The 13,972-nt window shown below is 43.0% G+C and carries 11 protein-coding genes; 5 read left to right on the top strand and 6 right to left on the bottom strand.

All coding sequences use genetic code 11. The features are described from left to right. The first annotated feature begins 57 nt into the window (after nucleotides 1-57). The gene (locus H6F63_RS08255; RefSeq protein ID WP_190636460.1) at nucleotides 58-447 is read left to right on the top strand and encodes a hypothetical protein; all 390 of its coding nucleotides are present in this window, start codon (nucleotides 58-60) and stop codon (nucleotides 445-447) included. Between the two features lie 184 nt (nucleotides 448-631). Here H6F63_RS08255 and H6F63_RS08250 read toward each other — a convergent pair whose 3' ends face one another. Continuing rightward, nucleotides 632-2,044 (bottom strand): hypothetical protein, encoded by a 1,413-nt coding sequence (locus tag H6F63_RS08250; protein ID WP_190636458.1) that lies wholly within the window; start codon nucleotides 2,042-2,044, stop codon nucleotides 632-634. Further along, on the bottom strand, nucleotides 2,041-3,420 hold the full coding sequence (locus H6F63_RS08245; protein WP_190636456.1) for a glycoside hydrolase 100 family protein: 1,380 nt from the start codon (nucleotides 3,418-3,420) through the stop codon (nucleotides 2,041-2,043). Before H6F63_RS08245 ends, H6F63_RS08250 begins: the two co-directional genes overlap by 4 nt. Nucleotides 3,421-3,860: 440 nt before the next feature. Here H6F63_RS08245 and H6F63_RS30425 point away from each other — a divergent pair, with 440 nt between their 5' ends. From H6F63_RS30425 to H6F63_RS08235, 3 genes are all read left to right on the top strand, one after another. Next, the gene (locus H6F63_RS30425) at nucleotides 3,861-3,983 is read left to right on the top strand and encodes a hypothetical protein (protein WP_277876363.1); all 123 of its coding nucleotides are present in this window, start codon (nucleotides 3,861-3,863) and stop codon (nucleotides 3,981-3,983) included. Then, the gene (locus H6F63_RS08240) at nucleotides 3,940-4,086 is read left to right on the top strand and encodes a hypothetical protein (RefSeq protein WP_190636454.1); all 147 of its coding nucleotides are present in this window, start codon (nucleotides 3,940-3,942) and stop codon (nucleotides 4,084-4,086) included. The genes H6F63_RS30425 and H6F63_RS08240 overlap by 44 nt, the downstream gene beginning before the upstream one ends. Before the next feature lie 578 nt (nucleotides 4,087-4,664). Next, nucleotides 4,665-5,006, top strand: a complete 342-nt coding sequence (locus H6F63_RS08235; protein WP_190636452.1) for a hypothetical protein — start codon at nucleotides 4,665-4,667, stop codon at nucleotides 5,004-5,006. 104 nt (nucleotides 5,007-5,110) lie between these two features. Here H6F63_RS08235 and H6F63_RS08230 read toward each other — a convergent pair whose 3' ends face one another. The 3 genes from H6F63_RS08230 to H6F63_RS08220 form a co-directional block, all read right to left on the bottom strand. Continuing rightward, on the bottom strand, nucleotides 5,111-5,932 hold the full coding sequence (locus H6F63_RS08230; RefSeq protein WP_190636450.1) for an SDR family oxidoreductase: 822 nt from the start codon (nucleotides 5,930-5,932) through the stop codon (nucleotides 5,111-5,113). Between the two features lie 152 nt (nucleotides 5,933-6,084). After that, nucleotides 6,085-6,684: a CAP domain-containing protein gene (locus H6F63_RS08225; RefSeq protein WP_190636448.1), complete on the bottom strand. Its 600-nt coding sequence runs from the start codon at nucleotides 6,682-6,684 to the stop codon at nucleotides 6,085-6,087. Between the two features lie 158 nt (nucleotides 6,685-6,842). After that, entirely contained in the window at nucleotides 6,843-8,912 is a 2,070-nt protein-coding gene (locus tag H6F63_RS08220) for a cation:proton antiporter (protein ID WP_190636446.1), read from the bottom strand. A gap of 447 nt (nucleotides 8,913-9,359) precedes the next feature. On the opposite strand from H6F63_RS08220, the gene H6F63_RS08215 reads away from it, so the two are divergent. Next, on the top strand, nucleotides 9,360-12,113 hold the full coding sequence (locus H6F63_RS08215) for a cation-transporting P-type ATPase (RefSeq protein WP_190636445.1): 2,754 nt from the start codon (nucleotides 9,360-9,362) through the stop codon (nucleotides 12,111-12,113). 162 nt (nucleotides 12,114-12,275) lie between these two features. Here H6F63_RS08215 and H6F63_RS08210 read toward each other — a convergent pair whose 3' ends face one another. Continuing rightward, nucleotides 12,276-13,793, bottom strand: a complete 1,518-nt coding sequence (locus H6F63_RS08210) for a carboxypeptidase M32 (protein ID WP_190636443.1) — start codon at nucleotides 13,791-13,793, stop codon at nucleotides 12,276-12,278. Nucleotides 13,794-13,972 lie beyond the last annotated feature (179 nt).

Raw genomic sequence — 13,972 nt, 5'->3', positions numbered from 1 at the left:
CGGTGAATATTCTTTTTCTTTTACTTTTTCACTTCTCGCCCCCTATCCCTTCTCCCCATGTCCTCGCCCCCCTGGTTACAAAAATTGCATTCTTTAGGGCTAGAATTTTGGTTGCCTTTACCCTTGTTGGGAATTGCCTTTTGGGTTGGGGGTGGGATATTGACAGACAAGGTATTGAGTCGTCCCTACGGGACAGTAGACAAGCTGCAAGCTGATACACAACTAGAGGTACAGCTTTCGGTAACAGTGCTAGTAATCAAAGCTGACATTAAAAAGAGTGAAGGGTTTACCAGAGTACAGGTGAAAACCACAGATTCTGCACTCAAAAAGTTGGAATTCGAGTTTCCGGTGACAGACCTAAGCGGGGTAGAAACGAAGATTTCTCAAGAACTAAAATTATCTCGTGAAGATGTTAGGAAGCTAGTGCGTTATCAAGTGAAATACTAAGTCAAGTAGGTTAGGTTGAGCGATCGCTCAACCTAACCTACAGTTTTTCCTAACCGAGAAGTATTGTATTAAGAGTGAATTTCCCAACAGGGAGACAAAAATAGCTAGTAGGATACTCGTTCCTAGCTAGAGGCTAGGATTGCTATATACACCCACAATTTTTTTTGTTTGTGTCTAAACACGCCTAATGATGAATAATTTGATGCAGCTGATCTGCTTCTTCTAATATTTTTTCAACTCCAGCTTCGGCAATTCCTCTAACGTAGTTAATTTTGATTTCTTCTAACATATCTACAAGTAAGGATTGAATTTCTTGAAGGTTATGCTTTTTCTGTAACTCCTTCTCTAAAGCATCTCGAAAATTTTTGAGAAGACGGCTGGATAGTTCTCCCACAACTGGATCTTCAAGAGCTTTTTTCAGATTACTGTATGTTGACTGAGATAAATCTTTCGCCAATCTCTCAGTAAACTGAGTAGGAAGGTGATTCAGACCAGGGATATTCTGAAGTTGTTGGTAAACTGGGGATTGATTTAGGGTACTTTTAAGAGTGTGATGCACTAATGCTTCTATGTCAGGCTGGATTTGGGGTAGAACGTCATAGACGCTGAGATTTACTAGACGGGTAGCGATCGCTTTCACCTCATCTGTATTATTTACCTGAATATAAGGGCGGCGAGTTTCCGGATGCAATAGCCAGCGTGCAACATCACCCTGCCCAATTGACTCTTGCATCTGAGCTATTAATCCGATGCCTACGATTTCAGTCATTTCCTCAGCAAAATTAGCAACCAAATCATGGTTAATTTCTCTTCTTACAAGCTCTAAGTTTAATAAATCAGCTTGGTGAAGGCGAAGTGTTACAGGAATTACTCGTAGCCACCGCAAAAAGGGAAGCAAGAAGAAAATATCATACCATCGCCGCACCATTGCTTTAAACCAATTTAACCCAGGAGAACGGCGACTGATAGAAAAAGTCCGAATCAGAAAGTCTAGAGCAAATACAATAACAAACGGCAAGTCAATCTGCCAGAAATTATCAATAAATTTGCCATTTGTTCCAATATTGCGATAGTAGTTAGTCTGAATTAGGGGACGAGTTTTGGTATTGAAAAAATTCAGCTCTTGTTGCCAACCTGCTTGAGATAGATATTCTTGACTCCAAAACAAGGCAAAGGCTTTATGGGAGGACTTTATGTGAACGCGATCGCGTATCTGATTTTTAATCTTTTCCAAAATGCCACTTTTATTCGCCACCGCAAACGGATTATCCTCAATCATTTCATTGCTGAGGGTACGCAATTCCTGTAATAAGTTTTCTACCGGAGACGACTGCAATCCATTTTGCAAAACTTGTGTTTCAAGTTCATCCACCTTGTTGAGGTAGTTCTGTGTTTCTCGGTGCGGTTCAATACCTTTGATGGGGTCATAAACCTGGGTAACACTTGCCCAGTGGTGAAGATAAAAATCGCGCCAAGATACATAGCTTAGGTCAAATACGACAAAGCAGAAGTTTACCAAGGCAATGATGGCGATTAATTTTACCAGCCAGCGATTCCGAGTTTGATTGGGCTTAGTTATAGCCAATTTCGTTGTCATGATTTAAGTGATTCATCAAAACTAAGTAAGGCTAAATGAGAAGGGTTTTCTAGTAGGTTATTCGCAACTAAAAAACCTGCAATAGTCCACGTTTGATAATTCTTCGATTCCTTCCCAATCAATCGAGCATTCTTGCTATCGTAGTATTCCGGCCACCGATCCTCGCTTAAGCGATTCTGAGCAATATCAAAGGCTTTCTGGGCAAGTTCTATCCTACCCGTTTTCAGAGCCGCCGCAGTTAGGAAACAAAGTAAAACAGGCCAATTACCACCATTATGATATGACCAAGGTGTATTTTTAGGATCGCAACCCGTGATGATTCGCCACTCCTCACCGTCAATCGCGGGGAAACAGATTTTCATTGGCATATATCCTACCAGATCGTCCCAACGTTGCTCGATTAAATTCATAATGCTTTGCGATTCCTTTTCGCTGGCTAGAGAGGTGACAATTGCCATCAGGTTCCCCAGAGCAAAAAAACGAAAATCCATCCTTCCAGGCCCAAGATTACCTGCTAGATAACCTCCACTTTGTGGTAGCCATTCAGTTAACCAGCCAGGAATAGATTGGGCATAAATATTAAATCTATTTGCTACTTTTTTACCGAACTCATCGCCCTTATATCGATAAATTTCATTTAAGCGCTTGAGGTCAAGCCAGTAATATTCTCGAACATGATAAGTAAGGGTTTGCAACCGCTGATTGAGACTATGGATGCAGGAATTATTGCAATCATTTGGTAGGAGCAGTTCACCAGCCGCACGTAAAGCTGCATAAAACAGCACCTGGATTTCTAAAGGATGTTCATAGACACCCATACGGCGGTCAATCATAAAAGCTCCATCGGGAACTAACATCGTTGGGTACATCGCAAATCGATGAACTAAACACAGTTCCAAAATCAATCTGATTCCTTCTTGGAATTCAGGTTGATGAGCAAAAGAAATATCGCCTGTGGCTTTCACATAAGCACGTAATAAGAGAATCCACCACAAGCAGGAATCAACAGGCGGAACTCTAGCGATCGCATCTTCCCCAAAATCAGCAGTTAAATAATATTCGCCATTTTTTCTTGTCTCAACTTTGAAGCTGGCTGGCATCAATCCGGGGCCAGGTTTAAAAGAGTCCATTTGCGGTTCGTGACTCTGCAAAGCTAAAGTTGCAAGCAAAAAATTGCGGACAATTTCCGGCTTTCCGGCAATCAAAAAAGCCAGCGCTGAGGAGACAAAATCCCGAACAAAACACTGATCGTAATTTAGCGCCTCCGACTCAGTATCGTTGGCGGCTATCGTGCCAATGGGACGACCATCATAATAAACAATAGACTTTTCAAGCCTTTCCCAAGCTTCTTTCAATAGTTCGCTTTTGGTATTCATCAATTACTTAGCCTTTTTTATTGTGGAAAACAATACCGTAAGCATCCCAGGAAAAATGCCTGACAGCTAAATTCAAGGTGTTCCAGCGTTGCTAGATAACCTTTTACTCGTTCTATCCTTTGTTGCTCCGGCTGCTGTGCTATGCCGGGGAGGACTATAGCCAGTAGGAACCCCAATAATAACCCGCCTGGGTTTGTTCTTGCTTTCACGGTATCTTTCTGATGCGTCTTTTCTTTATTGTTGAAAAATAAGGCTTAAGTTCAAATTTTATTACTTTCAACTGTAGCGTAATATCAGAGTTTACGGTAAAGCATTCAAGAGGCGATCGCATCTTGCTAATGGAGGAGCGGTCGCTTTGAATGTTACCGAGTAACTATGCCAATAGTTAGAGTTAAGAGTCGTCCTAAACTGGGACAATCCTTGTGAGGAGAAATAGAAAGATGTCTGTCTCGTTTGGTAATTTCCCAGTCATCAATGGAACGATTCTAAGTGTCTCCTTAGCTGTCTCTACTTCGCTTATTGTCATTGAAGTTCTGGATGCGATCGCGATCGCTCAACCCTAAGTTGATGAAACTACGCCGCCCAATGAATGAGCCAGAAAATCCGTTCTTTGACGAGCAACAGGACGCTAACGACCCAATTACCTCAGTTTCCCAGCTTATCTGACCTACAACCTGCTGATTGGGCTTTTCAAGCTTTAAAATCCTTTAATCAGCGGTAGGGTGGCATTGCTGGTTATCCGGATAACACTTACCTCGGTAATCGAGTGCTGAGTCGCTACGAATTGGCCGCTGCTTTAAATGCTTGCTTAAACACAATTAATCAACAGCTTGGGCTGCTTTTAGAACTTTCTTTAGAAGACATCGCTACTCTTAAACAATGGTGATATTTTTGTCAGCACAATTATGATATTATTTAACTTTGAACCCATTTCAATAAGTCCCAATGTCGGGTAAAGGGTATAGACAAGCGCGATCGCGTCTCTAGGTAAACCCCATCTAGAATCGAAAATCGCATAACTCGGAATTTTAAGTCAATCTATCGATAGAGATAGCACTAATTATATTTGGGTAAACTTCTAATAGTGACCTTCTGAGTAGTCAATCTTGAGGAAGGCACAAGAATTTTGTGTAACTAAAGCTTCCGCCCATCGTCAATTTGAAGTCGATTTCTGGGAATAGGGTGGGAAAAATCTCAATGGACATAAATCATTTGTTAGGTGCTTTTTACCAGAGGTAAAAAATATGTATCATAATGAATTTTTAAAAGAATATGCAGCACTTAATGAAGCAACATTGAGTGAAGAAAGAGTCAATGAGACACAACCCGATGTGGTCTCCCCGCCGGATTTGATATTTTGGAGTCCCATTGGCTTTGTCGTAGGCTGGGCAGTTCTTTATTTTATGCTGTCAAAAATTGGGATGGCTGCACGAGATGAAATTGCTGTTAACATAAAGCGCTTACATCAAGCTCCGTGTAAGAAATGTCAATTTTATTCAAACAACCATTATCTAAAGTGTGCTATACACCCTTCTACTGTTCTCACTGAAAAAGCGATCGGTTGCTCTGATTATTCCCCAAAATAGCAAACCTTTCAGCTAATATAAAGCGGCATCACCAGAAAACATAGGCGATGAAAAATTTGCCTATGTTTTTTGTCACTCCTTTATCTTCATTCAGCAATGGCTGGTCAAAAGTGGCGTTCTCTCATCCCAAAGACGCGCCGGAATATCGACTTCATCAAGCCGGGAAACAACTGATAAGCTGTTTTCGATAGTTTAGTTGTGCCAACAAGTACATCAGACCGTTGATGCTTAAGTGCCTTCCAAATTGCCTGAGCCACATCTTCAGGATTCTCTAGCACGGGACTATTTAGCGCTTCATCCACCAGTTGATAACGAGCGCTAGCAGTCTCCTCATTTTTACCGCGAAAGATTGCTCGCTCTGTTAGACGAGTGCTGATAAAATTTGGATAAATTCCACAAACCTGAATACCTTTGGGTGATAATTCTGCGTGTAGCGATTTAGTCAGCCCAGTAATAGCATATTTGCTAGTCGTGTAAGGTATTTGGTAAGGAATCGGCACGATCCCACCGATAGAACTGACGTTAATAATTGTTCCGGTATGCCGCTCCAGGAAATGGGGCAAAAGTGCATGAATTGTGTGAATATAGCCCCAAACATTCGTGTCTATAACCTGCTGCCAATCACTAAGCAGGAACTCCTCCACAGGGTCTAATGTAAAAATACCTGCATTGTTGATCAGCACATCAATATGACCAAAATGAGCAATCGCTTTCTCAACCAAATTGTTCACCTGTTCGGGATATCGAACATCCGTGGAAATGGCGATCGCTTCTCGACCAAGCGATCGCACCTCAGAAGCGACAGCTTCTAAACGGTCAATTTGACGAGCCGCCAGTATAATGTCATACCCTTGACGGGCAAACAAAAGCGTTGTTGCTTTGCCGATGCCTTGAGAAGCACCTGTAATCAATACTGTGTCAGCCATATTATTCTTTAATGAGAATGCTGTCTTCCTCTATACAGTAAGTTCGGCATTGCCCGGTCTCCACTGTCTTAGGAATTATTCAACATAAATCTGACGGTTCATGTGAATTTTTTTTTCCAAAAGCACAATACTTGCTTGAACGTACTTGAGGACTAATTAAATAAATCTCCTGGAGAAAACTGCGATCGCATAAACAATTGCGTAATGTAATAAGTGTTACCTTCCCGCCAAACCCCGATACCAGTCTCAGCGTATTCTGAACGCAGAATATTCGCACGATGTCCAGGGCTATCCATCCAGCCTTTCACTGCTAACGGCACTGGTTGGGGAGCGTTGGTACTCTTAAACAGATTCTCTCCCACTACCCAGTAAAAAATTCCCCCAGCACGCACCCGTTGAGACAGGGTACTCCCCCCCGGACTAACGTGGCTGAAGAAGTTTTCACGAGCCATTTGCTGGCTGTAGTTGCGTGCAACCTGTGCTAATTTTTCGTTATTTTTAAGTTGATTCAAGCCATTTTGCTGACGAATTTTGTTGATACGCTGACGGACTTGCGCTTCATCCCGTGCAGTGGCAGGTGATTGAGCTACGCTGTTGGGTAATTGCGGTTTTTCGGGTACATCCTGCCCAGGTAAGCGCGGTAAAAAATCTGTGACAGGTTCGCACCCTGCCACAATTAAAGCGATGAACGCGCCGGATATCAAACCTAGTTGCTGACGAATTATTTTCACACTCAAACTGTTGGCAGGCATACTCTTTGTTAACTACCGTTGAAATAAGCGATCGCGCTTATGGAAAGCATTCTCCTTAATTACATGGTAGATAATATTTTGCAACTACCGCATTTATTTTTTCAGCCTTGGGAGTATTAGATATTCTCGGTAAGTGGCAAAATGCTCCTTCTTAAAAGTTATCCTATTGGCTGGCGGGGAAAGTGGATAACTAACATAGAAATATCTCCACGACTACGCGCGATCGCTTCTGGCGCAATTCCTACGGCTGGCAAACCAAATCTATCAGGATGGCTCCCACCAGTTAATATTAATAAATCATCCGTTTCCAGCATTCGAGAAACCTTTTCCACAAAGTTTCCCTGCACTCGCACAATTGGAACTTCTGGGCCAAATCCAGTTACTTCTAAATTTGAATTTGAGGAACGCCCAAAAGTTGTCGTTACCTGTAACAATTGCAGTAATGCCTTTATTTCCACGGAAAGAGTTCGTGCCAGCTTCTCCGCTTGCCCAAATTGAGAGGATAATATTTCTCTTTCAGTGAATGCTAAAAATACCCGTTTTGTATTCTCAATTGGGTGAGAAAATCGGGCGACTAACACTGGCACTGTTGCTCGACGCACTACATTATCAATTACACCGCCGAAGAAATTATCTCGATAGTTAGAATACCCTTTCCAACCACAAACGATTAAATTAGCATTACGCTCTTGGGCAGCTCGTATAATTCCCTTATCAACTGAGTCATCCACTCTGCCAATTGGCTCAACTGAGGTTACAGAAGCATGAGCAATAGTTTCTGCTGCCGCTAATAACTGGATTTGCTGCGCCTTGGCATCAGCTGAAATTGGCCCCAGATTGTCAGTTAAAATGTGAAGCGGTAGTAAAGTTCCCCCAGCATTTTTAGTCAAAATCAGAGCAAGTTGCAATAGATTATCTTCAGTGTTGGGGTTAGCTACGGGAACTAAAATGCGATCGCCTAACTGCTGTTTTCCTCCGCTAGCCGGACTTGCTACCTCTGGGTTCATATCTCGCCCCCAACGGGCAGTAACCCAAGGCGAAGCAATACAGGTAAACAAAATCATGGCAATAATGCCATTAACAGTGACCTGATCCACCAATTTAATTTGGTAAGCTACCGTAACCGCTGCTAAAGTCGATGCAGCTTGGGCAACGGAAAGACCAAACATTACCATAACTCCGGGAAACTTGAAGCCAAAAATTTTACCAGATCCCCAAGCTGCGGCAAATTTACTAACTATTTCTGCCAAAATCATTACTGCGGCTACTAAGAGCGATCGCGGTTCGCTAACTAATATCCCTGGATTAATCAACATCCCTACCGAAATCAGAAAAAATGGCACAAACAAGGTATTGCCAATAAACTGAATTCGATTCATTAGCGGACTAAGTTGGGGAATGATTTGAGTAATCGCAATCCCCGCTAAAAATGCCCCAATAATCGGCTCAATATCAATTAATTCAGCCGCATAAGATACCACGAATAAAGTTGCTAATACAAAAGTAAATTCTGCCCCTTCATCGTTACCAAAACGCCGGAAAAACCAACGACCAATTTTAGGAACTCCCCATAAAGTTGCAAACGTATAAATGCTTAAAGCCGGAATCAGAAATAGCCAAAAACCAAGGTTGAGGCTGCCTTGGTGAGCTTTAACAACAACGGCTAGAACCAGAAGCGCTAAGACATTAGTAATTAAAGTTCCTCCCAAAGTTGCGGTCACAACCTGAGTTCGCATAATTCCCAATTTTGTAACTACTGGCAATGCCAAAAGTGTATGGGAAGCAAAACAAGAAGCAACCAATATTGCTGCTAAAAAACTGTATCCTAAAAGCAGCATGGCAACTGTACCCAATACCATCGGCAAAGCAAAGGTTGCTATTCCAAATATGGCTGCTTTATCTGCGTTGTATTTCAAATCGTCCAGGCTGGTTTCGAGTCCAGCCATAAACATAAGAAATAGCAATCCGACGGTGCCTAATAAAATGATGGTGCTATCTCGTTCTAAAACACCTAATCCATACGGCCCTACAACCACTCCGGCGAGGATTAAGCCGACAATTCCTGGTAGTTTCATCCGCTCAAATAATAGCGGTGCAACTAGCATAATCGCCATAATGGTTAGGAAAACTGGAACCGGATCGGTGATCGGGCCAGAGAACACTGAGGGAGTCAAAAACTCAGTAAGCGATCGCCGCCAGTTTTCCAGGTTGAGCAAAATATTTCCCATAATTTTTCTAATTAGTTTTTACTTACAAACACTTCTCATCTATACAAAGTTAGATGTTTATACATCTCTCTGGGACTAATTTTTTGCAACAACAAACAGCCAGATTACCAAAAGTCTTACCGCGAAATTTACATCTCAGGTTAGATTGATTGATTGTATAGAAATTAACTATATAGGTAGACATAATTAAACTAAATATCTGCTCTAGGTTGGGCCATTGGAACCGCACCCAACAAACCCATGCCCACAAATAATTAGATCCATCTACTTACCTGAACTAATCTCTACCCTAACTTGCTTAGATTGGATTTGCAGCATTGCTGTCATTTTGTTGTCATATTTGTTTGCCAAGATGTAAAAATCTGGGGATATTCATAAATAGGCACTAAGCCCTAGTAGTGTAATTAAAAATTAAACTGCTAGGGCAAGCATCTTGGAGCAAACAATATGACAGCAATAGCCAAAGAAAAACGGCTGGAACAACAGTGGCACCATATGCCTGCGCCGGAAATTAGTAGTGAGTTAAACAGTAATTTAGAAACAGGTTTAACATCTTCTGAAGTAGCAAAGAGACAGGAGCAGTTTGGCTCTAACGAACTCAAAGGTAAAGCCGGAAAAAGCCCTTTGGTGCGATTTCTTTTGCAGTTTAATCAACCGCTGCTGTACATTTTGCTAATTGCTGGTGCGATTAAAGCATTCTTGGGAGAGTGGGTAAATGCTTGGGTGATCTGGGGCGTAACGCTAATTAACGCCATCATTGGTTTTGTTCAGGAATCCAAAGCCGAGAGCGCGATCGCTGCCTTAGCTTCCTCAGTAAAAACAGACACAAATATCATCCGCAACTCATCAAAAGTACAAGTTCCTTCTACTGAATTAGTACCAGGCGATATTGTACTACTCACCTCTGGGGACAAAGTGCCAGCCGATTTGCGTCTAGTACAAGCACGTAACTTGCAAATCAATGAATCAGCCCTCACAGGCGAGTCAGTTGCTGTTGAAAAAGACACTCAACCAATTCAGAAAGACGCACCTCTGGCAGAGCGAACCAACATGGCTTATGCTGGCAGCTTTGTAACATTTGGCACCGGACGCGGTATTGTTGTTGCTATTGGAGAGGCGACAGAAACCGGGCGCATTTCCCAGTTAATGGATCGAGGAACGAATCTAACAACTCCGTTAACCCGTAAATTTGATAAATTCAGTCGAAAATTACTGTACATCATTCTGGGGATAGCTACACTAACGTTTGTGGTAGGGCTGGGGTACGGCAACTCGTGGGTGGCAATGTTTGAAGCTGCCGTAGCCTTGGCTGTGAGTGCGATTCCTGAAGGATTACCAGCAGTTGTGACAGTGACGCTGGCGATTGGCGTTTCCCGCATGGCTCGCCGTCATGCGATCGTCCGCAAGTTACCTGCGGTGGAAACTTTGGGCGGTGCTACAGTCATTTGTTCTGACAAAACTGGCACTCTAACTGAAAATCAAATGACGGTTCAAGCTATTTATACAGGAGGTGAAAATTATACCGTCAGCGGTGGTGGGTATGTTCCAGAAGGGGAAATTTTCTTACATGAAAAGCCAGTTAATTTAAAGAATATTCCTGTGCTTCAGGAATGTTTAAAGGCTGGGATTTTGTGCAATGATTCGCGCCTAGAAATAAAGGATGGGCAATGGAGTGTTATTGGCGATCCAACTGAGGGAGCATTAATTGCTGTTGCTAACAAAGTAGGATTTTCTGAGAAAAATTTAGAACGGGAAATGCCCAGATTAGATGTTATTCCGTTTGAGTCAGAGTTTCAGTACATGGCAACCTTACATAAGGAAGCTGGAGAGGTTCATCAATCCAAAAGTCAAAATCAAAAATCAAAAATTGTCTATGTTAAAGGTTCAGTAGAAGCAATTCTTAATCGCTCAGGGCAGATGTTGGATGGACGAGGAAATCTTACCCCTGTTGATAAAAATACCGTGCATCAGGAAGTTGATGCAATGGCAAGCGAGGGGTTACGGGTGCTGGGTTTTGCTAAAAAGAATGTCGATGTTAATCAGAATTCCTTAGAGCATACAGATATTGAAAAAAATCTGATTTTCATCGGATTGCAAGGCATGATCGATCCGCCCCGAAGCGAAGCTATAAAAGCCGTGCAAGCCTGTCAAGAAGCAGGTATTCAGGTAAAGATGATTACCGGCGATCATGCAGTCACCGCACAAGCGATCGCTTCTCGCATGGGATTTAACAAAGATGGGGAAGTTCTGGCTTTCACCGGACAAGAACTCACCCAAATGAATGAACAAGAATTGGCAAATGCGGTAGAAGATGGAGCGGTGTTTGCCCGTGTCGCCCCAGAACAGAAACTTCGTCTCGTTGAAGCCTTACAATTCAAAGGTGAAGTTGTCGCTATGACGGGGGATGGTGTCAACGATGCACCCGCACTCAAACAAGCAGATATTGGAATTGCAATGGGGGGTGCTGGTACTGAGGTGGCGAAAGAAGCAGCTGATATGATCTTGACTGATGATAACTTTGCCTCGATAGAAGCTGCTGTTGAGGAAGGTCGTACAGTTTACCGCAATCTAATGAAAGCGATCGCTTTCATTCTTCCAGTAAATGGTGGGGAATCGATGACGATTTTGCTCAGCGTGTTATTAGCTATAGAATTGCCGATTTTATCTTTACAAGTTCTCTGGCTAAATATGGTGAATTCCATCACCATGACTGTTCCCTTAGCTTTTGAGCCTCCATCTGGGCGGGTGATGCAACAACCCCCGCGCCACCCCAATGAACCCTTGCTTTCGCGTCGTTTATTACAGCGAATCCTGGTAATATCTGCATTTAACTGGATTGTTATTTTTGGCGTATTTGAATGGATACGACAAACTACAGGAAATCTCCCTTTAGCCCGCACGATGGCAATCCAAGCTTTAGTAGCTGGTAGAATCTTTTATCTATTAAGCATTAGCAAACTCGGAAGCTCTATCATTGATAAAATCAGTGGGAGAATTCAACAAATTAGCGCTGCTCCAGCTATTATTATTGGTATTATCTGCACTGTCATTTTGCAGATAATCTTCAGTCAGTGGAGCCTGATGAATAACTTATTCTATACAGCACCACTGAACTTAAATCAATGGATAATTTGCCTGTTGGTGGGCTTGCCAATGATTGCAGTAGCCTCCTTAGTTAATCGCTTTGACCCTCCTAACTAAGTCACCCCAATCCTGCGCCTTAGCTAACCTACGCGGAATCCCCTCACCTTATCCGAACGCTGGATAACTGTAGTAGCAAGTAGGTTGCATTGAGGTAACGAAACCCAACGCTAATATTAGGTTTGTTGGGTTTCGCTATCGCACGGGTCTAACCTACAATCCTCAAGAAAAATCGCTAAATTTGTGCTGAATATACTGGATAAATGGTTCAATGCTCAACTCTTTACCAGTTACGCGCTCAACCAGTTCAGCGGCTGTATATTTGCTACCGTGCTGGTAGATATTTTCTTTGAGCCAATTGTGCAAAGTATGGCAATTTCCTTGCTCAATTTGGGTGGGAATTTCTGGATTAGCTTTGAGTGCGGCTGCAAAAAATTGGGCGCTCATAATGTTGCCAAGGGTGTATCCTTGGAACATTCCCCCGATTGTGCCAGTGTACCAGTGGACATCCTGCATTACGCCTTCGCTGTCGTTTTTCGGAACAACACCGAGGTCGGATTTGTAACGCTGGTTCCAAGCTTCGGGAAGGTCGCGCACTGCCAGTTTACCTTCTAAGAGTTCCAGTTCTAAATCGAAGCGAATCATAACGTGCAAGTTATACGTTACTTCGTCAGAATCGGTGCGGATAAGCGATCGCGCAACTTTATTAATTGCCCGGTAAAATGTCTCTAGGGAAATATCACCAAGTTGATGGGGGAAAACCTCTTGCAGTTGCGGATAGAAGAACTTCCAGAAGTTGCGGCTGCGTCCTACCTGATTTTCCCACAGTCGAGATTGACTCTCATGCACACCGGATGAGGTTCCTCCAGCTAGGGGTGTCCCTTCATACTTGGGGTTGATACCTTGCTCGTACAGTGCGTGTCCCATCTCGTGGATGGTGCTAAACAGTCCCTCATTCAGATCGTTTTCTCTGATCCGGGTAGTAATTCGCACATCTCCAATCGAGAAATTTGTCATAAACGGGTGCAGCGTCTTATCTTGTCGCCCCCGATTAAAGTCAAAGCCTAGCTGTTCGATTAACTTGAGGCTAAAATCTAGCTGTTCTGCTTCCGAGAAACTCTGGCGTAAGCAAGTATCATCCGCTACAGGTTGGGAAACAATCGCCTCGACCATAGGAACCAGTTTTTCTCGCAATTGGGAAAAAAGCGATCGCACACTCGTTGCTTTCATCCCGTAATCAGCACCATCAATCAGCGGATCGGCGATATGGTCATAGCCTGGGAAAAAGTTAGCATATTCCTGACATATTTCCAGCGTCTTTTCCAGATAAGGCTGCACGGCGGCAAAGTTATTTTCGCTACGAGCGATCGCCCAAGCGTTATAAGACGCGGTTCTATGCAGAGACATTTTCGCCATAAAATCAGCTGGCACTCGCACTGCACGATCGTAGTTGCGCCTAGTGATGCGAATCAGGCTAGCTTCATCAGAATCAGAGGGCAAACTCTCCTCGTAGGAGAGCAAATCTGACAACAGTTGCCCTATAGTTGCATCGCTAAACTTAGTGTGGGCAATCTGTTGCAAAGTAGCCATTTGACGACCCCTTGCAGCTGCGCCACCAGGAGGCATATAAGTAGCTTGATCCCAGTAAAGTAACGAAGCAGCTGAGTAAATGTCGTCAATTTCCGTGAGGCGGGTTCTGAGTTCTTGAAGTTTAGGGTGAGTCTTTTGGAGAGTTTGCATGATTAGCTGAGGTATGCTTGTTTTGTATAATGTGACGCAGAAGAGCCAAGCTCAGACCAGCACCCCGTCTCGATTGTTGCTATCCTGTAGACTGCTATTTTGACACATTTTCCTGAGTTAGACAGCACTATTATCGCTGCAACAGTATTTCCTAAATTATTTTTTAGCATTAAAGGTTT

The organism is Trichocoleus sp. FACHB-40 (genome assembly GCF_014695915.1).
In the GTDB taxonomy this organism is placed as follows: Bacteria; Cyanobacteriota; Cyanobacteriia; order Cyanobacteriales; family FACHB-T130; genus Funiculus; species Funiculus sociatus.
Note: the sequence above shows the minus strand (reverse complement) of the source record. Positions and strands in the feature narration are given on the sequence as shown.

Excerpts from the sequence above, each read along its gene's own strand:
- H6F63_RS08255 (WP_190636460.1), top strand. The coding sequence starts at position 58 with ATGTCCTCGCCCCCCTGGTTACAAAAATTGCATTCTTTAGGGCTAGAA.
- H6F63_RS08250 (WP_190636458.1), bottom strand. The coding sequence starts at position 2,044 with ATGACAACGAAATTGGCTATAACTAAGCCCAATCAAACTCGGAATCGC.
- H6F63_RS08245 (WP_190636456.1), bottom strand. The coding sequence starts at position 3,420 with ATGAATACCAAAAGCGAACTATTGAAAGAAGCTTGGGAAAGGCTTGAA.
- H6F63_RS30425 (WP_277876363.1), top strand. The coding sequence starts at position 3,861 with ATGTCTGTCTCGTTTGGTAATTTCCCAGTCATCAATGGAACGATTCTA.
- H6F63_RS08235 (WP_190636452.1), top strand. The coding sequence starts at position 4,665 with ATGTATCATAATGAATTTTTAAAAGAATATGCAGCACTTAATGAAGCA.
- H6F63_RS08230 (WP_190636450.1), bottom strand. The coding sequence starts at position 5,932 with ATGGCTGACACAGTATTGATTACAGGTGCTTCTCAAGGCATCGGCAAA.
- H6F63_RS08225 (WP_190636448.1), bottom strand. The coding sequence starts at position 6,684 with ATGCCTGCCAACAGTTTGAGTGTGAAAATAATTCGTCAGCAACTAGGT.
- H6F63_RS08220 (WP_190636446.1), bottom strand. The coding sequence starts at position 8,912 with ATGGGAAATATTTTGCTCAACCTGGAAAACTGGCGGCGATCGCTTACT.
- H6F63_RS08215 (WP_190636445.1), top strand. The coding sequence starts at position 9,360 with ATGACAGCAATAGCCAAAGAAAAACGGCTGGAACAACAGTGGCACCAT.
- H6F63_RS08210 (WP_190636443.1), bottom strand. The coding sequence starts at position 13,793 with ATGCAAACTCTCCAAAAGACTCACCCTAAACTTCAAGAACTCAGAACC.